Source organism: Bartonella sp. CL434QHHD, assembly GCF_042195145.1.
Lineage (GTDB): Bacteria > Pseudomonadota > Alphaproteobacteria > Rhizobiales > Rhizobiaceae > Bartonella.
The window spans coordinates 182,124-206,772 of the sequence record NZ_JBHINT010000034.1; the positions used below are offsets into that span (position 1 = coordinate 182,124).

At 36.8% G+C, this 24,649-nt stretch carries 15 protein-coding genes; 4 read left to right on the forward strand and 11 right to left on the reverse strand.

The annotated features are described in order from the left end of the window. Positions 1-3: 3 nt before the first annotated feature. Both ACFILN_RS05590 and tsaE read left to right on the forward strand, forming a co-directional pair. Positions 4-2,469: a PAS-domain containing protein gene (locus ACFILN_RS05590; protein ID WP_375671053.1), complete on the forward strand. Its 2,466-nt coding sequence runs from the start codon at positions 4-6 to the stop codon at positions 2,467-2,469. 51 nt (positions 2,470-2,520) lie between these two features. Further along, positions 2,521-2,991, forward strand: coding sequence for a tRNA (adenosine(37)-N6)-threonylcarbamoyltransferase complex ATPase subunit type 1 TsaE (gene tsaE, locus ACFILN_RS05595; RefSeq protein ID WP_273790201.1), 471 nt, complete (start codon positions 2,521-2,523; stop codon positions 2,989-2,991). 690 nt (positions 2,992-3,681) lie between these two features. Here tsaE and trxA read toward each other — a convergent pair. The 3 genes from trxA to addB form a co-directional block, all read right to left on the reverse strand. Next, positions 3,682-4,005, reverse strand: coding sequence for a thioredoxin (gene trxA, locus ACFILN_RS05600; RefSeq protein ID WP_273790200.1), 324 nt, complete (start codon positions 4,003-4,005; stop codon positions 3,682-3,684). Between the two features lie 177 nt (positions 4,006-4,182). Continuing rightward, a complete protein-coding gene (gene addA / locus ACFILN_RS05605; protein WP_375671055.1) occupies positions 4,183-7,659 on the reverse strand; it encodes a double-strand break repair helicase AddA in 3,477 nt (1,158 codons plus the stop codon). A 2-nt stretch (positions 7,660-7,661) separates the two neighbouring features. Further along, positions 7,662-10,781 carry a double-strand break repair protein AddB gene (addB, locus tag ACFILN_RS05610; RefSeq protein WP_375671056.1) on the reverse strand — a complete coding sequence of 1,040 codons (3,120 nt, stop codon included), beginning with the start codon at positions 10,779-10,781 and terminating at the stop codon, positions 7,662-7,664. A 318-nt stretch (positions 10,782-11,099) separates the two neighbouring features. Between addB and ACFILN_RS05615 the strand changes: the two genes are divergently transcribed. Continuing rightward, positions 11,100-11,213 (forward strand): type II toxin-antitoxin system RelE/ParE family toxin, encoded by a 114-nt coding sequence (locus tag ACFILN_RS05615; RefSeq protein WP_375630731.1) that lies wholly within the window; start codon positions 11,100-11,102, stop codon positions 11,211-11,213. A gap of 551 nt (positions 11,214-11,764) precedes the next feature. Here ACFILN_RS05615 and ACFILN_RS05620 read toward each other — a convergent pair. The 3 genes from ACFILN_RS05620 to ACFILN_RS05630 form a co-directional block, all read right to left on the reverse strand. Next, entirely contained in the window at positions 11,765-13,339 is a 1,575-nt protein-coding gene (locus ACFILN_RS05620) for a peptide chain release factor 3 (protein WP_375643015.1), read from the reverse strand. Then, a complete protein-coding gene (locus tag ACFILN_RS05625; RefSeq protein WP_375654290.1) occupies positions 13,339-15,000 on the reverse strand; it encodes a lysine--tRNA ligase in 1,662 nt (553 codons plus the stop codon). The genes ACFILN_RS05620 and ACFILN_RS05625 overlap by 1 nt, the downstream gene beginning before the upstream one ends. Before the next feature lie 373 nt (positions 15,001-15,373). Then, positions 15,374-16,609, reverse strand: a complete 1,236-nt coding sequence (locus tag ACFILN_RS05630; protein WP_375671057.1) for an argininosuccinate synthase — start codon at positions 16,607-16,609, stop codon at positions 15,374-15,376. Between the two features lie 171 nt (positions 16,610-16,780). Here ACFILN_RS05630 and ACFILN_RS05635 point away from each other — a divergent pair, with 171 nt between their 5' ends. Next, a complete protein-coding gene (locus tag ACFILN_RS05635) occupies positions 16,781-17,422 on the forward strand; it encodes a LysE family translocator (protein WP_375630609.1) in 642 nt (213 codons plus the stop codon). 779 nt (positions 17,423-18,201) lie between these two features. On the opposite strand, the gene rlmN is transcribed toward ACFILN_RS05635, so the two are convergent. The 5 genes from rlmN to ACFILN_RS05660 form a co-directional block, all read right to left on the reverse strand. Continuing rightward, complete coding sequence (gene rlmN, locus ACFILN_RS05640; protein WP_375654291.1) at positions 18,202-19,428, reverse strand: 23S rRNA (adenine(2503)-C(2))-methyltransferase RlmN; 1,227 nt, start codon at positions 19,426-19,428, stop codon at positions 18,202-18,204. A gap of 42 nt (positions 19,429-19,470) precedes the next feature. After that, positions 19,471-19,974 carry an invasion associated locus B family protein gene (locus ACFILN_RS05645; protein ID WP_273790192.1) on the reverse strand — a complete coding sequence of 168 codons (504 nt, stop codon included), beginning with the start codon at positions 19,972-19,974 and terminating at the stop codon, positions 19,471-19,473. Between the two features lie 1,842 nt (positions 19,975-21,816). After that, positions 21,817-22,281, reverse strand: coding sequence for a PTS IIA-like nitrogen regulatory protein PtsN (gene ptsN / locus ACFILN_RS05650; RefSeq protein WP_273790191.1), 465 nt, complete (start codon positions 22,279-22,281; stop codon positions 21,817-21,819). Positions 22,282-23,172: 891 nt separating this feature from the next. Continuing rightward, the gene (gene lptB, locus ACFILN_RS05655) at positions 23,173-23,967 is read right to left on the reverse strand and encodes an LPS export ABC transporter ATP-binding protein (RefSeq protein WP_273790190.1); all 795 of its coding nucleotides are present in this window, start codon (positions 23,965-23,967) and stop codon (positions 23,173-23,175) included. A 6-nt stretch (positions 23,968-23,973) separates the two neighbouring features. Further along, complete coding sequence (locus ACFILN_RS05660) at positions 23,974-24,573, reverse strand: LptA/OstA family protein (RefSeq protein WP_273790188.1); 600 nt, start codon at positions 24,571-24,573, stop codon at positions 23,974-23,976. Positions 24,574-24,649 lie beyond the last annotated feature (76 nt).

Sequence of the window (24,649 nt, forward strand, 5' to 3'; positions counted from 1 at the left end):
GCCGTGCTCAGCTTTGGTGACTATAACCCCAAAGAAAAAGCTCAAAAAGTGATCCGAATCTATACGTATATATTTTGCCTTTTTTTCTTTTTTTCTCCAACATGCGCTGTTGCTCAGTCATTGGAAGGTTATTTACCATTTTTCTTCACTTTTCCAAATAGTCCATGGCTGCTTTTAGCGCTGTGTGGAGGAATTTCTTGTGCTTCACTTCTCTCGTGCATAGCTGTTACCGTGCGTGCAAAAAAAACTGCACAGAAGCCTTTGAAGATACTTCAGGCAAATTTTTCTGAAAAACTTAAATATTATGAATGGCTTCTGAAAGAAACCGAGCAATTCCTTCTTATTTGGGAAAATCCAACAACCTTACCCCGTGTTGTTGGTGCTCTTTCTGCATTGCAAAAAATAGGAATCGATCAGAAAGATTTTCAGCGTTTTGAGCTCTGGGTTGAAGAAAATTCTCTGCGAGAACTTGATTATGCATTGACTCAACTACGTTGTAAATGTCACCCTTTTGATCTTTCTATCACCACCACAAACAATGTACTGCTACAAGTTACAGGAGTCATCGCAGGAACAGTCGCTATTGCTCGTTTTCAAGATATCTCAAAACAACAGAGTGAAAATGCTCGTTTAGAGAAAGATATAGCCCGCCTTCTTACTGAACTGAGAATGCAGCGTAATCTTCTTGATCTTATTCAAGAGCCCGTATGGATAAAAGATTGTGAAGGAAAAGTTTGTTTTATCAATCGCGCCTTTAGAGAAATGACAGACTTTCCTGAAGACAGTGATGCCGTGGGGGATCTTTTCAATGAAAATACACAACGCAAAACAGATGAAACAGAAACAATTTTTCAAGAACATGTTCATACGGTTATTGGTGGAGAACGGCACCGTTTTCATCTCACACGTATTACAACAGCTGAAGGAATGGCAGCTTTTGCACGTGATGACAGCGCATATGAAAATCTTGCTCATGAATTAAGATATGTTCTTCAAAGCCATTGTGAAACACTTGACCAAATTTCAACAGCTGTAGCCATTTTTGATACAAACCAAAAATTAAAATTCTGTAATCATGCTTTCAAAATTTTATGGCCGTTGGAGAGTTCTTTTTTAGAAAGTGAACCAAGCCATACATTGTTTCTTGAACGTTTACGTGAAAAGGGGCTCATTGCTGAACACCCTGATTGGCGCGCATGGAAAGAAGAACTTTTAAAAGCCTATTGGCAAACAGAATCAAACCAACAAATTTGGAATCTTCCAGATGGGCGTACGGTGCGTGTTGTCTCTAACCCTCATCCACAAGGAGGTGTCACTTGGCTGTACGAAAACCTTACAGAAAAAATTGATCTTGAGCGCCGTTATAATACACTTATTAAAATACAAGGTGAAACACTTGATAAACTTTCTGAAGGCGTGGTCGTTTTTGGTACTGATGGACGCCTTCGCTTATCGAATCCTGCCTTGTCGAAATTGTGGTCTCTTCCTTATAATTTACTGGTAGAAGGAACCCATATTACACAGTTACAAAGCCATTGTTCAGCCTTAACCTTGGGGACAGAATGGGATCAGTTTACCAAGTTCATTACCGGTTTTGCTGAAAAACGTGAAACATTTTCAGGTCGTATAGATCTTAAAAATGATATGATTATTGACTATACTCTGGTCCCTCTTCCTAATGGACAAACGATGCTTACTTTTGTGAATGTTACGGATACTGTCCATGTTGCTCGTGCTCTTCAAGAAAAAAATGAAGCATTAGAAAGTGCTGATCGTTTGCGTAATGAATTTGTCCAACATGTTTCTTATGAATTGCGCACACCTCTCACAAATATTATTGGATTTTCCGATATTTTACGTGATCAAATTTTCGGCTCTATCAATGAACGTCAACAAGAATATCTTGAACACATTCATTCAGAATCAGGAACTCTTTTAAATATTGTTAACGATATTCTTGATCTTGCTACCCTTGATGCAGGCATTATGGAGTTGGACATAAAATCGGTTAACATTGCCGATGCTATGATACAAGCAGTAGCACGCGTAGAAGATCGCCTTAATGGACGTCATATTACGCTTTTACAACAAATTTCCCCTTCCTTAAATTCTATTTCTGCTGATGAAAAACGCTTGCATCAAATTTTTGTGAATGTACTGAGCAATGCTATTAATTTTGCAACGGAGGCGAGTACTATTGAATTTTGCGTCGATGAACAAGATGATAACATTGTCTTTAGCGTTCACAATCAGGGCTCTGACATCCCAGAAGACGTCCTTGATCGTATTTTTAAACGTTTTTCTTCCCATTCACACCATGGTGGGCGTGCGGGAGCGGGTCTTGGCCTTTCCCTTGTGAAAAGTTTCGTTGAACTACACGGTGGACATGTTGAAATTCTTACCGGTTCTGGAAAAGGAACAACAGTTAAATGTTTTTTCCCACTCTCCAAAGGAGATAAGATTTTTTAATTTTAACTTTTATGATAACAAAAAATTTTCATCCATTTCATGGAACTTTTAATGAATTTTAGTTTTTTTCTTGAAAATGAAGAGGCAACAAAGCTTTTTGCACAAAATTTAGCTCTTTCTTTAAAGCCAGGAGATCTTGTAACGCTGCAAGGGGACCTTGGAACTGGAAAGTCAACCATTGCACGTACAATCATCCAAACACTTGCAAACGATAACACTATGGATGTTCCAAGCCCTACTTTTACTCTTGTGCAAAGCTATCAACTTCCAAAGTTTGAAATTATTCATGCTGATCTTTATCGCCTTTCTATGGCAGAAGAAATTGATGAATTAGGGCTTCATGAAGCTCGTGAGAAAAATATTTTACTTGTTGAATGGCCAGAAAGAAATACAGCTCTTTTAGAGCTTGCCACTTTTGCACTCACCTTACACTATAAAGAACATGGGCGTCATGTAACAGTTAAATCAGCACAACATTCCATTGAATGTTTGCAACAGTCTTTTACAATTCGTACATTTTAAAAAACATAGATATAATCATGGGCATCATCATTTTTTTAGTTGGTAATATCTCAGGATATACCTATGAAATTTGAGATGATGAACAACATAAAGAAGGCTTCATGGAGGCACCGACCATGGAAGATGAAACGAAGTGCTGACTCTTTCATATAACAATGACATAAATTGCAAAGGACAGCCGTTAATTTATAGGAATTCATCAATTTATTTTAGAGAATCTGATACCTACAATTTTGATTCTAGAGAATAGTATAAGAGAATTTTAAATTGAAGTGGTAACCCTTTAGAAGAGCATTCTATAACCTGTAGTGAATTGCTTGTTTCTTTCTGCTTAAAAATTGTGAGCTTCAGAAAAGTAATTTGCAAAGTTTTTGCTTAAAATCTCCTTTTATGTGTTGAAAGCACTATCTATCTCAATAGTCTTATCTAAGAAAAAATACCTTTATGAAATTATCATTCACCCAATATTTTTAACACGCATATAAGGAAAGAATTGCCTATATTCTTCATACAAAGTAATTTTTTATAAAAATGGTCAATTGAATCATGCATAAAAGCACGAATTCTTAAATTCATTTAAAATTTTGATTTTTATTGTCTTTTCATTATAATATAATGCAAAAAAGAATATTTAAAAAAAGTCAAAAGGAGAGACAAAACTTCTCTCCTTTATAGTGATTATATGTGGAATTAACTAAGCCCATCTTTTATCCATTCAGAAAGACGTCCTTTAGAGGTAGCGCCAACCATATTCGATGAAATATTTCCATTTTTAAACATTAATAATGTAGGGATAGAACGTACTCCGTATTGGGTAGCCAGTTCCGGATTTTCATCAATATTTACCTTAGCAATTTTAACTTGATTTTGCATTTCTATTGAAATCTCATCCAACATTGGAGCAATCACTTTGCAAGGGCCACACCATTCTGCCCAAAAATCAACCACAACAGGGGTGGAAGAGGTTAGAACTTCACTTTCGAAATTGTCCTTATCAACTTTTATACACGTCATTGATTTATCCTTTATATTCACTTTTTATAGATTGGTATAATAACAATTCATATCAAGTTATTGCAAAGATAAATTATTAAAGGACTTTTTTACACTAGAGATTGTGCATTGTGTTTGTTTGGGCGATTTTATGAAAGTAAATAAAGTGTAAAGATGATTTGCAAGGAAAAGAGTAGCTTATAAAGCAACTTCACTAAGAAATGCCTCAAGTTTTTCTGGAGGAAGTTTAAAAATTTTGGCTTCTTTACTGTAGATAAGCAGAGCCTGGATATCTTTATCGGGATGAATAGCTTGCAACAATTTTCGATAAAGAGCCATTTGCAACCAGTGATGGGAAGCAATAGCAGCTTCATTTTCTGGCGGGGTTCCTGTTTTAAAATCGGCAAAGATAATACTGTTTTGCGTGATGTAAAGACGGTCAATTTGACCAGAAATTGCTTGTTCTTTTCCACGAATTTTCACAATACCCATTAAGGAGACCTCAGCACGTGAATGCTCAGAGAAAAGGGGCTTGAGGTAAACATGATCTAATATTTTCCAAACATGGCGAAGAGCATCTTCTCTTTGGCTTTCATCCCAATGAGAGGCTTTGATATTGAGATAGTTTCGAGCATAATCTCGACGTTTTTGTGGGGGACAATCGGGTAAGTATTGTAACAATCGGTGAACGAGATTACCATATTCAATGGAAAAAGCCCTGTTGGTATTTTTTTCTCCCAAAACAGGCGAGACGCTATGATATTGTGAATTAGAAGAAATCTCGGTATCAGCCTCAATGGAAAGACTAGCAACAGAGGGTCTCAACGGTTTTGGTAGCACTGGTTCTTCTGGTATTTTATGGGAGAAAAAAGCAGGTAACGGTGGTAAGGTTTGGCATTCAGCACAAGGGACTTTTGAGTTTATAGAAGCAGAAGAAGCAGGTGTAATGCAATAACGCCAAGCTGCAATATCTTCCGAAGAATCTTTTATAGCAAGGGCATGCGGTTCGAGGGCTTTTTTTACGAGTTGTAACCATGTATGAGATGGCGTTTTCGGGCCTTTATATCCACAAATAAACAAGCGATCTTCAGCACGTGTCATTCCTACATAAAGAAGACGCCTATATTCTTCTTCTGCACGCTCTTTTAAATATGAAATTGCTTGTTTAGAGAGTTTTGTATCAAACTTTTCATTGGGATGCCAAATAAAGGCTTGTTTTCCATTCCATTGTGCATTGTTTAAAGGAACTTTAAGCAAGTGAGGCGCATGCTGAGGATGCCAAATCGCACTACCTGGATCGACTAAAAACACAACAGCAGCCTCTAGTCCTTTTGCAGCATGAACAGTCATAATGCGAATTTCTTCATTACTTTGTTCAAATTCACGTTTAATTTCTGGTTCGCTTGCACTTAATGTTTCTAAAAAAGCTTGTAATCCTGGTAATCCTGTTTTTTGAATAGTGAGCGTATAATCCATAAAAGCATCGAGCACATCATTTGCTTCAGATCCTAAACGAGACAGAATTTTTTGTCTTCCCTTATCATTATTCAAAATATGGCTATAAAACTCGAAAACCGGTATTTTATCCACTAAAGCGCGATAATGGTTTAGCTTTTCAAAAGCATCTTTAAAAGATGCCAGCGATGATGCGTGCGTAAATAAGCTTTGCCAAAGAGAGCCGGTGCGGTGTGCTGCAAGCTGATAGAGTTCCTCTTCACTAAGAGCAAAAAGTGGGCTTTTTAAAACACAAGCAAGAGAAAGATCATCTTGTGGCTGTAAAACAAAACGTGCAAGCGCCATTAAATCACGGATACTAATATGTTTGGTAAGCTGTAAACGATCAGCTCCTGCTACGGGAATATTACGGTGTTTAAGAGCACGGGAAAGAGCTGAGACAAATTGATCACGTTTACGGACCAAGATCATAATATCACTTGCACGTATTAAGCGTCCTTTTGCTGGAAGCATTTCGCCTTTTTGTAACCAGTCGGCAATCGTTTCAGCAATTTTTTCTGCTAAACGCACTTCAGGTGTATCTAAATGATTAACAGTTGTATGCCAATCTTGAGGAAAGTCACTCGTTTCTTTGGAAATGGCATCCCATATAACAACTTCACCGGGACTGTGAACACGAATAGCTTCATGCACCGTTTTTGTATTTTCTGCCGAAAGTCCTTTATAGTTTTCTGGTGTTTCAAAAACAAGATCAACACTTTTAAGAACATCTGCTGTAGAGCGAAAAGAATAATGCAGTTGTATTTTTTCAAATTGCTGATTTGTTTGCTGCACTTTTTTTTGAATAATTCGTCCATTTGCAGCAAAATTTTCTGGAGCAGCGCCTTGAAAAGAATAAATAGATTGCTTTTCATCTCCAACAGCAAAAAGAGTGCGTATGTTTGTTCGTTGGCTATACCCTGAAAAAAATTCCTGTGCCAACAGTTGAATAATTTGCCATTGCTCAGGGTTGGTGTCTTGTGCTTCATCAAGTAGAATATGATCAAGTCCCTGATCAAGTTTATAGTGCACCCATTGGCTTGCACCTTTGCGCTGTAACAAATGAAGTGTACGCTCAATAAGATCATCAAAGTCTAAGAAGCCATTGGACTTTTTTAGATTCTTATAAATTTTGAGATAAATAGCACAGAGCTGAAAAGCAGCCATATTGAGAGTGGCAACCTTTGCGCATTGATATTTTTCTAAAAAAACAGAAAGCTTGTTTTGTTTATCTTCAAGCATTTGTTGAATAAAAGGCCAAATTTCGTCTGATTTTTTACGAGATAAATTTGAAAAATTACGCGGCTCACCTTTGATTGTAAAATAAATATCAGAAATAATATTGAGAATATTTTTCTCATCATGCACCTTTTCTAATTGGGAAAGTTTTTCCACCATATCCTTAAAGCTTTGACTACCATTGATTTCACAATGCTTAAGAGCATAAAGAGGAAGGCGCGCTGTTTGTTTAATTTGTTCCAGCAGATATTGATTTGTTTCATTGGGCGCTAAGTTAAAAAGCGCGCGCAATTTTTCTTCTCCATTTTCAGATAAAAGAGAAGATAAAAAATCAGACAATTTATGTTGCTTTTCAACTGCTTCATAGAGCAATTGGTTAAAAGTATGTTCGCTAATAACTTGAAGTAACTGTTGCAAAGCAGGTTGTACATCACGACGGGCTAAAAGTTGACGACGGGATTCTTGTCGTAATTTTTTTCGACCGATATCATCGGGAAGTTCAAAATGCCCTGCAATATTGGCTTCTAACATAAATTGATGTAAGAGAGCTTCACAAAAAGCATGAATCGTTTGAATTTTTAAGCCACCAGGCGTTTCGAGAGCACGCGCGAAGAGTTGTCGTGCATAAGTTAGTTTTTGCGCATTAACAGGCTTTTTTTCAAACCGTGTTAAGGTTTCTTGCAGCTGTGCATCATCGAGCTCATTCCAACTGGAAAGCGTGCGAAAAATTCGCGATTGCATAACAGCAGCAGCAGCTCTTGTATAAGTAAGGCATAAAATACGTGCTGGAGGCGTACCGTTTAAAAGCAAACGGATAACACGTTCACTTAAAACGTGGGTTTTTCCAGATCCAGCATTTGCAGAAACCCACACGTTTTTTTGGGGATGTGTTGCTGTTGCTTGTGCATCAAGAGCGGCTTCAGGAATAGAAAAAAACGTCATGATTACTCTTCTTTATGAAAACCACTTGACCATTCCCACAACCGAGCCAAATGGTCGTAGTCACCTTCATATCGTTTTGACATAGGGACAGCATGTGAGAGATAACCTTGTTGTGGATTTTGATAATAAGTTATGAGTGCGATAAGATTTTCCCATGCATTGTCAGCAAGATCAACAGCACTTAGATGAGTTTTTCCGTCTTTTTTCTTTAAAAGAATTGATTGGGATTTAATTTCACCTTTTTTGTTAAGAGGAATGTAAAATAAATTTGAGGGGGTAAAATCTTGAAAATCTGGGAAGCCCCCTTGTATGAGTAAAGCTGTTTCTAAAGCCAATTGCGGAAATAATAATTCACGAACTTGTTTTGATGAAGGAGGGGTTCCGGTTTTGAAATCTAGAATTTCAACCGTTTTATCTGGCAAAACATCAAGACGATCAGCACGTCCTGAAAGGGTTACTCCTGTTGTTCCTATAGGAATTTTTTGTGATACCACTTCCGAATATCGCTCTCGCAGTCCTAAACTTTGTTCCCATTGAATAAAGCGTGGAGCAAGGTTTTCAAAACTATTCCACCAAATTACTTCAATATCGGGTGGAAAATTGAATTTATCAAACTCTTTACGCCCAATAGCAAGCAGTACATTGAGTGCATTTGCAGCATTTGGATTTTTCATTTGTGTGCAAAAAGCTGCAAGAATAGCGTGATAAAGTGTTCCTCGTTCTGAAGCGCTAGGATCATGAATAAGTTCTTTAAGTGGTTTGAGCCTTAAGATTTTTTTAGCATAAATAGCATAGGGATCATATCGCAATGTTTCTATTTCAGTAACTGAAAAATGACGCGGGCGTATATCAAGAGGCGGAGCAGGGCAAGGACGTTCCACCTCAGAAGTTATGCTTGTATGATCAAGCATCTTTGCCCAATGGCGTAGTATTTCACCTCGTTCACGGATTTGTTCCCAAACCTGTTTTCCTACAACTGTTTCCATGCGTTGTAGCCAGCGTGAAGGAATGGAAGGCGTATGATTAACGCGCAATGCGCGACTCATCACCACTTTTTCCATTCCCATCGCCCATTGAAAATCATGCGCAGAAATACCAATACGCTGCTCTGGTGGTTCCAGAGTTAACATCATTTTCATCGGTCGCGATAAAAAAGCATCATTTCGGGTTGATATCGGCCATGACCCTTCATTAAGACCGCCGATGACCACTGTATCAACCGTTTGCAAACGCGATTCCAAAGTACCCCAGATGAATAAACGCGGATGTCCTCCAGGCGAAGGTGCGACGGAACGGGTTGCTATTATGGCAGAAAACATAGCGGGCCATTCACAAAGATGAAATGTTAATCCCGATTGATCACTGACCAATTCACGCAAAAAATTTGATAGGGCTTGTCCTGCTTCGTGTTGATAAAGATGTGCAAGAGAATTATCCTCATTGCGACCAAAATTTTCAAAAACCTCAACAGTTGCTATTGCAGCCTCATTGATGGTGCATTCTTTCTCTTGTTTCATAAGAGATGTTAAAGGTTCAACAGCTTTTTTCAAAAGATGACAAAGGAGACGTGCTTCTTCACATTTCTGCTGATCAAGGGTGTTGACTTCAGAACTATTATGAAAGGATGTATCAATCCATTTTTCGAGAAATTGATCACACTCGCAAAGATTGATGCGCCCTGTATTCCCTCGAAGAACAAAAAGTTCAAAATTTTCTGCCATTTCCCGTAAACGATGACGGTTTTGTTGGAGTGTTGTAAGGGGATGTTTAAGAAGAGAAAGAAAAGCAATGGGATCATCAGCTTGTAACACATTTTCTAAAATAAGTCGTAAGAGAGTTACAGGCAATGTTTGTGCAAGTGGTATTCCGCCTGAATCATTTGCTTCAATTCCAAATCGCTGTAATTCCACAGCAACACGGCGTGCTAAATTACGGTCATTTGTAATAAGGGCTGCAGTTTTTTTGGGTTCTTCAATAGCTTTGCGTAAGGTAACAGCTATCGCAAGAGCTTCTTCACGTTCATTTATAGCTTCAATAAATGACCAATCTGCACAAAGATTCTCATAATCATCACGGACAATTTGTACCCATTTGTCTGTTGTAGAAGCTGGTCGGAGTGCTTCTGATAAAAGAGCCATTCGTTTTTTCTTTATGCTACTCTGTTGGCCAATTTCGCAAACATGATGACGTTGACACTCCATGAGAGTTAGAAGTTTTTTTAAATGATATTGAGGATGGCTAAAAACATTTTCTGCAGGATCAAAAAAATCACAAGCTGTTTTTTCTTTATTGCTTGTGCTTAGTGCATTCCATTGTTCTTCATCCATATGAAGATCAAGACCAGGAAGAACAACAGCCCCTTTGGGCAGAGAAGATATAACCTTTAAAAGATGAGAAACTGCGGGCATAGAACCTGACACACCAGCTGCAATGATCGGTTTATCAGGCTGCATGCATCGTAAAGTCTCTGCATGCATTGTGAGTACTTGATTACGCCATTCAGCGGGATTACTTCGTTGTTTTTCTTTCAAGATTTTTGGCCAATTTTGCGTAACAATAGTCAAGAAATCGAGCGTTATTTGCCACCATTCAGCGACCATATCAGGTGCAATATTTTTAAGTTCTGACCAATCTGCTCCTTCTGCTTCAATTTCGTCCATCAAATGTGCTAAATCTTGCGCAAGCCAAATCGCATCAGCACTATGAGCCGGAATAAGTACATCTTCTGTACCAAACATGGCACGCAGATGCGCAGGCAAATTTTCACGCCATGGACGGATAAGGCGCGCTAAAAGTAAAAGACGTTCGCTTTCTCCAATAGGTGGATCGAGAACACTGGTATGATTTTCAACAAAAAGAAAACTGTCTTCATCGACATCTCCTAGAGCACGAATGGTTGGCAAAAATGTTGATTGTGTATCACTTCTTTCAACAAAGGCTAAACGCAAAGCGCGAGCAGCACGACGTGTCGGAACATAAATAAGGCTATCGGCAAGGGCAGTTTGAATGTCTCCACTTGAAGCGAAATTATCAATAAGGCTACCAGAAAGTAGTGCATCAACAAAGTGAGGCAAAAAAGCAGTTCCCGGAGAAATAGAAAAGACATGCGGTTTATAGGTCATATGATCTCATATTTGGGATAACAGATTTCAGCTTATTGATTATTTGTATTATTTTGACTGTATACAATATTTATACAAGGAAAAACTGAAAAGCTATGTTTATAAAGCAGATTTTTTAGTTTAGATTTAAAAAATATCGAAATAAATTATATTTCTTAAGTCATCGCGAAAAAATATATAAAATTTTTCTTATATTTTTCAACGTAGAATTGGCTACAGTTTATTCTCTAACTCAAATAGGTAATATAAAAATAAATATTAAAGTTTTAAAAGGTTCTAGAGGTACCAGTGCGCTGTAACTCTTTTAATAATAAATAAATTTACCGTATTTTTTATACAGTTCAATCTAAAAATATCCTTTACATACTCCATCACTTTCAGAAAAAAATAGATATCATGATATTGCAAAACTTAAAAAAATCAGTTTCATAAATAATATTTTAGAATCCCATAAAAAGCTTGGAAAAAAATAATAATATTTCCACATTTCACAGCGAAAACAGATTACTTTGAGGGAGAGAGTTTTGCGAAATTTTATCGTGCAAGCCTCTATCTTGCTAGAATTACATCCCTTATGCAAAATAGAATGCCCAAAAATATCATTATGTTGCAATTTTATATGTTTGTTTTTAAAGGGACATTTTTTATTGTACTTGATCTTACCTCGTCATGTCATCCCGTAAATAATATAAATGAATAGTATAACGTAAACTTCCGTGAATGGGATGAGATACATCACACACCACCATCATTACATCATAACGCTATAACCACCATCATCATTTTTACCCTCACCCAATATTTTGAAAGCTCTTGGCTATAGAGAAGATCTATAAGAGGTATTGTATTTCTTGCTTCAAGTGTTTTACGCACACACCAATCCTACTTATGATTTTTAAACAAATGATTTTGATTGTTCCCATATAAAAAACGATAAATTATCATTATAAATCAAATTATTGTAGAAAAGATTTTTCTTTATTTTAAGAGCGTACTTGATAATCTTTAAAAGCAGAAAATTTTATTTTAGGAGCTCTTTCTGCCTCATAATTCAATGAAAAATGGTTCTCCGCTAAAAAAACTGGATCACCTTCTAAATCATACGCAATAGCAGAGCGGTGATTGCTGAGAAACTTTTGCAACTCATCTTTGCTCTGCGCTGAAATCCAACGGCATAAATTAAAGCGCGCAGACTCAAAATTCACTGGCAAAGAATATTCTATTTTTAATCGTTCTTTTAAGACATCAATTTGCAAAGCACCAATAACACCAATGAGAGAAGGCGACCCATCATCAGGAATAAACAATTGTACAACCCCTTCTTCAGCCATTTGTTGCAAAGCTTCTTTGAGCTTTTTTGCTTTCATTGGATCGCCTAAACAAACACGACGCAAAATCTCTGGTGCAAAATTTGGTACTCCCTTAAAGAGGATATCTTCTCCTTCAGTCAAAGTATCGCCGATACGCAATGTTCCATGATTAGGGATCCCTACGATATCACCAGCATAGGCTTGATCAGCAATTTGGCGCGAACGCGCAAAGAAAAATTGTGGAGCCGAAAGTGTCATCGGTTTTCCTGTTCGAACCAACTTTGTTTTCATACCACGTTCAAGCGTTCCCGAACATACCCGAAAAAATGCAATACGATCACGATGATTAGGGTCCATATTCGCTTGAATTTTAAAAACAAATCCCGTCATTTTAGGTTCAGTTGCTATGACATTGCGCTGATCTGCACTTTGATCACGAGGACTTTGACCAAAATCTATAAGCGCATTGATCAAATCACGAACACCAAAATTTCGCAAAGCTGAACCAAAATAAACCGGTGTCATATGACCTTCACGGAAAGCTTGCAGATCAAAATTCTTGCAAACACTTTGAGCAAGTTCTACCCCTTCAATAAAAGTTGAACGTTGATATTCAGGGAGTAAATGGACAACCTCTCTGGGATTTGAAACTATCTGCTGTATTATCTCATCATCTTTTTGACGAAAACGATTATGATGAAGGTCATAGGTACCAACAAAATCTTTACCCGACCCAATTGGCCATGTTATAGGCGCGGTATCAAGAGCAAGCTTTTCTTCAATTTCATCTAAAAGCTCTATAGGATCACGTGCCTCACGATCCATTTTATTGATAAACGTAACAATAGGAATATCCCGCATCCGACACACTTCAAACAATTTTAATGTTCTAGGCTCAATCCCGCGGGCCCCATCCAATACCATGATAGCACTATCAACAGCTGTGAGAGTGCGATACGTATCATCCGCAAAGTCCTCATGTCCTGGGGTATCTAGGAGATTAAAAATATGATTTTCATATTCAAACGTCATCACCGAAGTCACAACGGAAATACCACGATCACGCTCAATATTCATCCAATCAGAACGGGTTTGAATACGATCTTTTTTGGCTTTTACTTCTCCTGCAAGTTGAATAGCACCACCAAACAATAAAAGCTTTTCTGTTAATGTTGTTTTCCCCGCATCTGGGTGAGCAATAATTGCAAATGTACGGCGTCGCTTTACTTCCTGCACTCTTCGTTCCATTATTCCTCCGTCGGCCGTGCAAGTGTTTCAGCAATCAGTGCACGCATTTCATTAATCCCATAAAGCGCTATAAATGATCCCCATCGTGGACCTCGCTCTTGTCCCAGAAGGACTTCATACAACATTTGAAAAAAAACATTGGAAACACCAGGCCCACCTTCAGGGCTTTTTTTGCTATGATCTTGATAGCGTTCCGTTAATCGTGCAACATCAAGAAGCATATTTTGTAATATGTTGCCATCAACAGTTTCAGGTAAATGAGCTAATTTTTCATCAATTTGTGCTAATGTTGCTCGTTCGCTATCATCTGGTATACGAAATTTCTTGTTTGGTTTAACAAAAACATCAAAATATTTAATAGCAAACTTCACCAATTGATCAAGTTCTGGATAAGTTTGTGCATTTGCTCCTTTAGCGTAACGAGAAATAAAACCCCAAAGAACTTCTGCATTCTCCGCATTTGAAGCACTTACCAAATTTAGGAGCATCGCAAAGGATACAGGCAAATCAACCTGCGGCGGACAACCATTATGAATATGCCATACAGGATTATTCAGACGCTCTTTCCATTCTTGGCGACCATAGGCTGAAAGATGCGCATAGTATTCATCAACCGCTTTAGGAATGACATCAAAATAAAGCCTTTTTGCTGTTTTAGGCTTTGAAAACATATAAAGCCCTAAACTCTCTGTTGGAGCATAAGTAAGCCATTCATCAATGGTTAAGCCATTTCCCTTGGATTTGGAAATTTTCTGCCCTTTCTCATCTAAAAAGAGCTCATAGTTGAATCCTTCTGGGGGTTTTCCACCTAATACTTTACAAATTTTAGAAGAAAGATTTGTGGAATCGATAAGGTCTTTTCCGGCCATTTCATAATCAATGCTAAGTGCTGTCCAACGCATTGCCCAATCTACCTTCCACTGACACTTAACTTTGCCCCCCGTAACCTCTGTTTCTATGGTTTCTCCTGTTTCTGGCTCAATATAAGTGACTGTACCTTTTTCAACATTACGCGCAATCATCGGTACCTGTAATACTTTTCCAGAAAAGGGAGAAATCGGTAGAAAGAGTGAATAGGTCGCTTGCCGTTCTTCACCTAATGTTGGTAAAATAATTGCCATAACCTTGTCATAACAGGCAAGGATTTTCAAAAGTGTTTCATCAAAACGACCAGAATTGTAATAATCCGTAGCACTTGCAAATTCATAATCAAAACCAAAACGATCAAGGAAAGCCCGTAACCGCGCATTATTCGCTGCCCCAAAAGAAGGATAATCATCTCCAAAAGGGTCGGGTACACGACTCAACGGTTGACCAAGATAATGTTCCATCCTTTCGCGATCAGGCACATTCTCAGGAACCTTGCGCAAACCATCCATATCATCAGAAAAACAAAGTAATTTTGTTTTTACTTTATTCTCCGTGAGAATATGAAATGCATGACGCACCATGGTTGTACGTGCAACTTCCCCAAAAGTTCCAATATGCGGTAAACCAGAAGGGCCATAACCTGTTTCAAATATCACACTGTCTGGATAACCCGTTTTTTCATACCGTTTGATAATCTTACGTGCTTCTTCAAATGGCCAAGTTCTCGATTGAGAAGCTGCATCTTTTAATTCAGGCGTAAGGTTGAGGGTATCACACTGATCACGCATCATTATTTATCCTAAAAATTACACTCTTTCAAAATAGGGTGTATGGTTCTTGAATTTATTCGTCAATAATAGCAAGCAAAAAGATGAAAATTTCTTTATACTCTTAAGTCACAATACAAAAACCGCCCTCGTTATAAACATGTTTTGTTCTGATAAAAATCAAAAACATTCAATATTATAAAGCAAAATTGACTTGTTTTGATTATCGAAGCCTTCATTGCTATTATTATCATGGGTTTTGCTTATTATATTTATTAGCGCAGAAGATAAGCTTCTAGTATTGAACGAAAGAACGGTAAAAACCAACAGAAAAATGCTTAAACTAGGCATTTCATACAAAAGCACTAATCCATATTACACTTGTCACCGTAATTTTCTATTTCTTTTCTTTATCACCTTGATGACGCATTGCTAATGTACGCAAACGTAGAGCATTTAATTTAATAAAACCAGTTGCATCTCTTTGATCATAAACACCTTGATCATCCTCGAAAGTTACCAACTCACTAGAATAAAGTGATTTTTTACTTTGGCGCCCTTCAATAATTACATTCCCCTTATAAAGCTTTAACGTGACTTCACCTTCAACATGTTCTTGAGATAAATCAATAGCTGCCTGCAACATCTTACGTTCCGGCGAAAACCAAAATCCATAATAAATGAGTTCTGCATAACGTGGCATCAATTCATCTTTCAAATGAGCTGCACCACGATCTAGTGTTAAAGATTCTATCGCTCTGTGAGCCGTCAAAAGAATGGTTCCACCTGGTGTTTCATAAATACCCCGCGATTTCATACCCACAAAGCGATTTTCTACCAAATCTAACCGACCAATACCATTATCGCGCCCATAATGATTTAATTCTGCAAGTAAAGTTGCAGGAGATAAATTTTTTCCATTGATTGAAACAGCATCGCCTTTTTTAAAGCCAAGAGTAATTCTGGTTGCTTGATCTGGAGCATCTTCCGGCGAAAGAGTACGCATATGGACATATTCAGGAGCAGGAAGTGCTGGATCTTCTAAAATCTTTCCTTCTGATGAAGAATGCAATAAATTTGCATCCACTGAAAAAGGCGCTTCACCTTGCTTATCCTTTTCTACAGGAATTTGATGAATACGAGCAAATTCAAAGAGATCTGTCCGACTCTTAAAATCCCAATCACGCCATGGAGCAATAATCTTTATATCAGGATTAAGCGCATAAGCGGAAAGCTCAAAGCGTACCTGATCATTGCCTTTTCCTGTTGCCCCATGAGCAATGGCATCAGCCCCTGTTTCCTCAGCAATTTCAATAAGGCGTTTTGAAATAAGTGGACGTGCAATTGATGTTCCTAAAAGATAAGTCCCCTCATAAATGGTATTGGCTCGAAACATCGGAAAAACAAAATCACGCACAAATTCTTCACGCAAATCTTCAATATAAATTTCTTTAACACCTAGCATTTCAGCTTTACGACGAGCAAGTTCCAGCTCTTCCCCCTGCCCCAAATCTGCTGTAAAAGTTACAACTTCAACGCCTAGCGTACTTTGCAACCATTTAAGAATAATTGACGTATCCAATCCACCTGAATAAGCCAAAACAACTTTTCTAATATTTTGCCACTTTTTCATTTTAACGTTCTATATGAGCTACTTTTTTTATTTCTACCCAAAAATCAAAACGATACAAGAAATATAAAAATAAATTCTTTTTAAGCAACATTAAAAAGACGTAAAAAGCGTAAATAAAGGTGCCTCAAAGTATAAATAGTGAACACTGCTTAAAAATAAAAGGAGATTTACGTGTCATTTCTACCGGAGTGGTCTATTGTTGTACAATTTGCTTTAGCATCGTTGATTTTAGCACTTATTCCAGGACCAGATATGATGCTTTCTGTAGGACGAACCATTACACAAAGCAAAAAAGCTGGAATTATGTGCGCCTTGGGTAGTGCAACAGGGTTTGCCATTCAGGTTACCGCTGTAGCACTTGGCTTATCAGCGCTTATTTTTGCTGCACCACATACTTTTGTTCTTCTGAAAATTGTTGGCGCCTTTTATCTTTTATGGTTTTCCTTTCAAGCGTTACGGAGAAACCCCACTTTTTCCTTTGAACAGACATCTTCTAAATCTCAAAGCGCTAAACGTAACTATCTTGCTGGTATTGGAATTAATCTTCTCAATCCTAAAGTTATACTCTTTAACGCGACATTCTTACCACAATTTATCAATGCGAATGATCCTATGGCAACACAAAAATTGCTCTTTTTAGGACTCTCTTATATTCCTATTTCTTTCCCCATTACAATTGCAATCGTTTTTACAGCGCATAAACTTACCAAAACTCTCAAAAAGAACCCTCTTTATATTCGCTTTCTCGACTGGCTTATTGCTGGTACTTTTACCAGCTTTGCCCTCCATCTCCTTATCGTTACAAAACATTGATTTATATGTGTAATGTATCGCTTTTAATTTAAATAAAAAAACAAATATTATAAGATTTTTTCATTTCAAACCCGTTTATGTTGAATAAAACAATACCTTTCCTTTGTACATCACAAGCGAAGCTGGAGTTTTCGTATGGATAAAAACTGTCTAAGAAAAGAATAAAAATACCTCTTATGAACCATCTTAAGTGCCAAAAGCTGTTTACAACATTGGGAGCTAAAAAATAGAATGGTGGTATCAACTTACACCTTTATTAAACATAAAGGTGTAGGAGTACAGTACATTTCACAGAGCCTTTTTGTTATACTCTTCACAGGCATTGTCGTGATATGAAGAGTGCACTCAGAGATACCTAAAAAACATATCAATGGACAACACAATGGTATTTATATTTTAGATCCTCTGTTGTGCTTGTGAAGCGTGATCTTATTAAAGAACGTAATAAACAAAAGCATGAGGCAGTGCACCATCTCCACTTTTTAAAAGATATTACCGTAGATGCTTTTAAAAGACATAAAACCGAATTAAAGAGTATGATAATAAGGTAGAAATTAGTTACAATCCTTAAGACCTCATATTCCCTCTAAATTAGGCTTCCTTCTTATTTCAGAGATTATGCAAACAGACTATAGACAATATCTTACCCCATTTAGCATATAAAAGCTGAGACTGTTCGTCTAGCACTTATCTATCTTAATCTCTGTCTCACACATGCTATTATATGATGATTTACTGAAAAAAAGCATAGGCCTCGATATCGCTGAAAATTGCGTTAACTAATGACCAATGGCATTTTCAAGTCGTAACCGTTCAGATTTACGTAAGCGCTCTGAAGCTGATTTAAGCTGTCCACATGCAGCTAAAATATCGCGTCCACGCGGTATCCGAATAGGAGAAGCATAGCCCGCTTGATTAACGACATCAGCAAAACGCTCGATTTGCTCCCAATCAGAACACTGATAATTACTCCCTGGCCACGGATTAAAAGGGATTAAATTAATCTTAGCAGGAATCCCTTTCAATAACTGAATCAATCGCTTAGCATCATCTAAACTATCATTGATATCTTTCAGCATAACATATTCAAATGTGATTCGTTTTGCATTGGAAAGACCAGGATAATTACGGCAAGCCTCCATTAGTAAAGCAAGCGGATATTTTTTATTAATGGGAACAAGCATATCCCTTAGTGTATCGTGTACTGCGTGGAGTGAAATTGCTAACATAACACCAATTTCTTCTCCGGTTCGGATAATTCCAGGAACAACCCCACTAGTTGAAAGCGTAATTCGACGTTTTGATAAAGAAAGGCCATCGCCATCAGAGGCAATCAATAAAGCTTTTTTAACAGCTTCAAAATTATAAAGAGGTTCTCCCATTCCCATCATAACAATATTGGTAATTTTTCGTCCTTCAATGGGAACAATTGCTCCATCAGGGGTATTCTTATCAGGAAAATCACCCAAACAATCACGTGCAACCAATAGTTGTGCCAAAATCTCTTCTGCGGTCAGATTACGAACAAGCATCTGCGTTCCCGTATGGCAAAAAGAGCAGGTTAACGTACACCCTACTTGCGATGAAAGACATAAAGTACCGCGTCCTTCTTCAGGGATATAAACCGTTTCAATTTCAACAGGTCTTCCAGCTCCACGTGCAGGAAAACGTAAAAGCCATTTACGTGTACCGTCTTTTGATATTTGTTCTCCAACAATTTCTGGACGCATAATGGAAAAATGACACTTAAGTGTTTCTTGCATTGCTTTAGAAATATTCAGCATCTCATCAAAATTTGAAACACCACGCACATAAAGCCAATGCCAAAGCTGACGCATACGCATACGCGTCTGATGCTCTGGTACACCAACTGTCTTTAAAGCTTGTATCATTTCATCTTGCGACAAACCAATTAAAGAGAGCTTAGAACTCTCCTTCACGACCACATTATCTGTTTTTCGTGCAAAACATGAACCAACTGGTCTAAGGTCATAGGAAATGGCCATTGCTTTCCAATTCACATCACTATTTTAGAAGTTATCGAAACCTTAATGGCACTTTTGAGCTGCGTTTAATGCAGCAGTGACCCCTTTTAAGGAATAAGTGTAGGTGGTATGCGTTCCTCTTTTTGATATCGCTTGCACTGTCATATTGTTTCCAGCACGTATAGCAGAAACAAGCTGCTTTTCTAGCTCTGATGACGCCAACCAAGCTGAGGAATCCTTCGTGAAAAAATTAAAGTCCTTATTTCCAATGGTCACTGTCACTCTCGATCCTTCTTGAAGCGTATAACCAGCCATAAACTGCGGTTCGAACGAAACAGGTGAATGAGAACGCTTGGTAATTAAGAAAAAATTATCACCATGATTAACCGTCGTTGGAAGAGCCTTCAAAGGTACCGATAACACATAGCAAATCGTATTTTGGGGCGATTTATAAGAATAGACCCCCCATGCTTCAAATTGATTTAAACGATTTGGCGTTTGTGCACATGCTGCCCCAGCTGTAACCAGAACCATTACAGATGCAGCAATAACAGTCTTTTCAAACATCTTTATTTAGCTCACTTCTTTAGTCTCTAACAAGATTCTCTTCATTGGAAAAATTCAAAAAAACCTCGATACTCATGTATCACTGTCCTAATTCTTCCAATAAGCAAAATATTTTCACACCAATTAAAATAGATCTCTACGTTTCATTGTGACCTTTTAGGTGTTACCAAAATATAAACTTCTTATTCAATAACCACATTAAAAAATAACATTTTCATTTTATGCTACTCATTTCGTTTTTGTATAAAAAACGATTTCTTTAAGCAATAGAACTTCAAAACGAGATGAAAATACACTACCACTCTGTTAAGAAATAAACTATACTCTTTAATATCACAAGAAATCTGCTGCAAAATTTTGCAAACACACCCTGACCTCCCCAAAAATTTCACAGCCTTGCGAATATCACTTCTCGACTTCACACATTCAATACATTTATGTTCGTAAATACCTCACCTTTTATCCATTATAGTGCATTCATACTTCGTATTCAACATCGTTCCCATATCGCCTTTTCATAATCTTCAAAATATCTTAAAAAAATAATAGACTATTATCACTACATTGGTCATGAAACATAAAGTACTTAGATTTTGTCTCAACAACTACATGTAACTTTGTTTCTTTTGCTCCTATTAACTCTTCCTATATATTTCATCTCCAATTTTTAAGTTCTAAAGTGATTCTAGTAGCTTATAATAGCTTAAACATATTATTTTAAATGTATTAGACAATTCCTTTCTTCCTGTTACCAAAAACGTTTTAAGAATTTTTTGACAAGTTCTCTTATCTTATTTCTAAGTAATTTATAACAAGAAATATAAAACTTTTTTCTATAGAAGTTCTAACATTACCGTTTTTTAAACAACATTTTAATCAATTAAAGACACTTGAATAAATCTTCTTATGCATAAAAACTCTTTCACCCAACCTAAAGGTATAGTTTTCATTCTTACCGTACAAAATTATTTTTTAGTATGAGCTTTATACAACAGCTGACATCTAAATCATACTTAATCACACTTTGCCAGCTTCCAATATTGCTACAGCCCTTGGCATTTGAGACGGTTCATAAGAAGCATTTTTACTCCTTGTCTTATACAGTCTTATCCACACGGCTTTCCTTAATTGTAATCGTGTAAGTGAATGGTTTTGATTGATTCAACATAAATAGGTTCGGCATGAGGGAATCTTATGATATTCGGATATCTCATTCAACATGTAAAACAGTAAATTATCTTTATAAATCAATATATTGACACACACAGGATACAATATCCCCTATTTTCTACTTGAATCTTAATAATATTATCCCTAAGTACCAAAATTTAATTTACAAAAAAATTCAATGCATGAATAAAGTTTTCTATTGATTTCTTCCCCACCCTCAGAGGGTGAAGATTTTTAACCCAATTTGGTGTATAAGAAGTTTGGATTCTTGTTGAGTCGAGTTCCCCTTGCCTTTCCACTCATGTGATTCACTTAACTAAAGGCTCTACAGACAAATCCTGCTTAAAAATATTTACCACGCACTCTAAAAGCACTTAATATATCAAGAAGATTTCCAGAATTTATCTCACCACACCTCAAATGATAGTGTTTTTACAGTATAACAGGATAAAAGAATCCATGAACATAATAATTAGGTGCTTTAATATACGAGAACAAGAAAGGACAACTCCTTCGTTTTTGTTGCTTGCTCTTTAAAAAGAAGGTTCACTTAGAAATGATTTTTTTTAAATCTCATGACATAACCTTTTGTTATTAGTCTTAAGATGCAAATTATATTATTTCCTACGCTCTGTGGTGCATACCTCGCAATTTATACGCTCATAATACCTTTTAAGCTGCATTTGATTCTGAAGTTTGAATCAATAAAGCATAAAGCGCATTGGCATTATGCGTATTGCGCAACTTTTGCACAACATCAGCATGGCGCAAAACACGTGCAATCTGAGATAAAGCTTTTAAGTGATCTGCACCAGCATTTTCAGGTGCCAAAAGGAGAAAAACGAGATCTATAGGTTCGTCATCGAGAGCTTCAAAATCAACAGGACTTTCAAGACGTGCAAATATACCAACAATCCGATCAATATCAGGTAATTTCCCATGAGGAATCGCAATACCACCACCCAAACCCGTTGAACCAAGCTTCTCGCGTTGCAAAACAACATCAAAAATTACATGCTCACTAAGACCTGTCAGCTTAGAAGCCTTTTCGGCTAAAATTTGTAGAACTTGTTTTTTCGAATTAGCCTTAAGAGCCGGAATGATCGCTTCCGGTGCTATTAACTCACTCAAATTCATACTTTAATTTTCCTCTTACACGCTCAAATGCTCATCAATAAACCTATAAACGGTATAGATACTTAATGTTCTTTCACTTTTCGCAACATCGCATGTGTTTTTATTTTTCAATTTATAACGGATGATAACTCAATACATGTCATATCACTTTTAACACAACAATAAATAGTATTTAGCTCCTCATTAATGGCATGAGAAAACAAAGAAATGAAGTTGTTCATAAAGTTAATTTCCTTACGACTCTAGAAAAGGTCATTATTCATAAATTTATTAAACTTGTCATAAGAATTGATGTATAATTCGCTATCAGAGTTTTTCTTTTCTTAAAAATGATCCCTTAAATTAAAATGAAAAGCATACTGAGCAAAATGGACCTTTACTTTGAAAATTACTGTATAGCTTGAACACCGCCTTATAACAAGAATATAAAGGTTTTTAGAGATTTAATGGTTATTTTAAAAGATTTATAGATTTAGCCTGATATCTGTAGTCAAGCTCCTATTTTTTAATAGGGCCATATAAACCAATAAAATACGACAACTCCTATTGAATAACCGGCGCTCCTATTAAAATACCTAAACCAGCATCATCGATATATTACAGAGAAAAATATGATAAACATCTCTTACCTTTCAATAACACACGCATTTATTGAGAGTTTCATTTATCACTCATTATCACGTTAATCTAGTGATATCTTTTCTATGATACAATCATGAGTAAGCTAAACTTATAAAAAAACAAACTAACTCTTTAATGATGAAGCTTTTTTCACCACTCAATAAAAACATTCTAAGGTTATAGTCATAAAAGAAGTTTTGGCATAAATAAGGAGATTTTCAGTAATAATGTTTGGTTAAACTTAAATGGAAACTCGTGAAAGCTGTAAAATCAAAGAGAAAACTGATTTCCTAAATAAATTCTGCGTACATCAACGTTGTTGATAATATCGTTAGGACAACCGTGAACTAACACCCGCCCTGTATGAATAATATAAGCGCGATCGACAAGCCCTAATGTCTCACGCACATTATGATCCGTTATTAAAACACCAATGCCACGCTTCGTTAAATGACGAATAAGTTGTTGAATATCGAAAATAGCGATAGGATCAATTCCTGCAAATGGTTCATCAAGTAACATAAAATGGGGACGAGAAGCTAAAGCGCGCGCAATTTCAAGTCGCCGACGTTCACCTCCAGATAACGAAAGTGCAGACATTTTACGTAAATGATCAATTTTAAATTCATGTAAAAGGCTATCTAACTCTTCACGCTGTTTAAGGCGATCTTTTTCAACGACCTCTAAAACAGCTTTAATGTTATTTTCTACTGAAAGACCACGAAAAATAGACGCTTCCTGTGGAAGATATCCAATACCTAAACGCGCACGTCGATACATCGGAAGATGCGTAATATCAAATCCATCAATTTTAATGGATCCTCCATCAGATTTTATAAGCCCCGTAACCATATAAAAACAAGTTGTTTTACCTGCCCCATTGGGCCCTAAAATGCCAACGGCTTCTCCCGTACGAATGCCAAAAGAAACACCATTAACAGTTCGTCTTCCTCGATAAACTTTAATCAAATTACTGGCAATCAAGGTCCCTTTTAAGGGGTTTTTTGAAGCTTCACTTTCAAGATTATACCTATCGGTCTGTTTTTTTATTTTGATTCCAAACATGAAATCTTAATGACCATTCTTTTGATTTTGTTTTAAAATAATAGAAACACGACCTTTTTTCTTAGGTGTCTCACAACCTTCTAAAAAAGCCTTTCCGCTTTCCATATTTGCCGTTAGTTTGCACCCCGTTGCCACATTGTCACCATCAGTTAACACAACATGATTCCCTGTCAAACTCATCATTTTTGACTTTCCATCAAAAACGCCTTTATCACCCGTAGCAACTTGCGTAGCAATTTTTATATAAACTTTTCCTAAAGCTTCCATTTTTTGTATACTCGACGAACCAAATAAAGAAACAGATGATACCTTTGTATTTTCCTGAGTTTTATCAATTTCTTTATATGCTTTATCGTAGTAAACAACTAATTCTGCCGTTCTTAAAAGACGTTCACCTTGCACCACTGAAACATCACCCTTAAAAAGCGCTATCCCTTCTTTATCACGTATTTCCAAAGAATCTGCATGAAGTTCTACCGGTTCTTTATCGCTTGATAGACTTATTCCAAAATGGGCCACTTCAGCATATCCTAAAACTGCTCCTCCTCCTAACATTCCCATGCTAAAAGCCAACATCACACCTATCCATCTTTTGTACGATTTCATTATTTCAATTCTTTTGTTTGTATATACACATACTTCTCTTTATAAATATCCTTTAAAGATTTGTATTGATATTGCG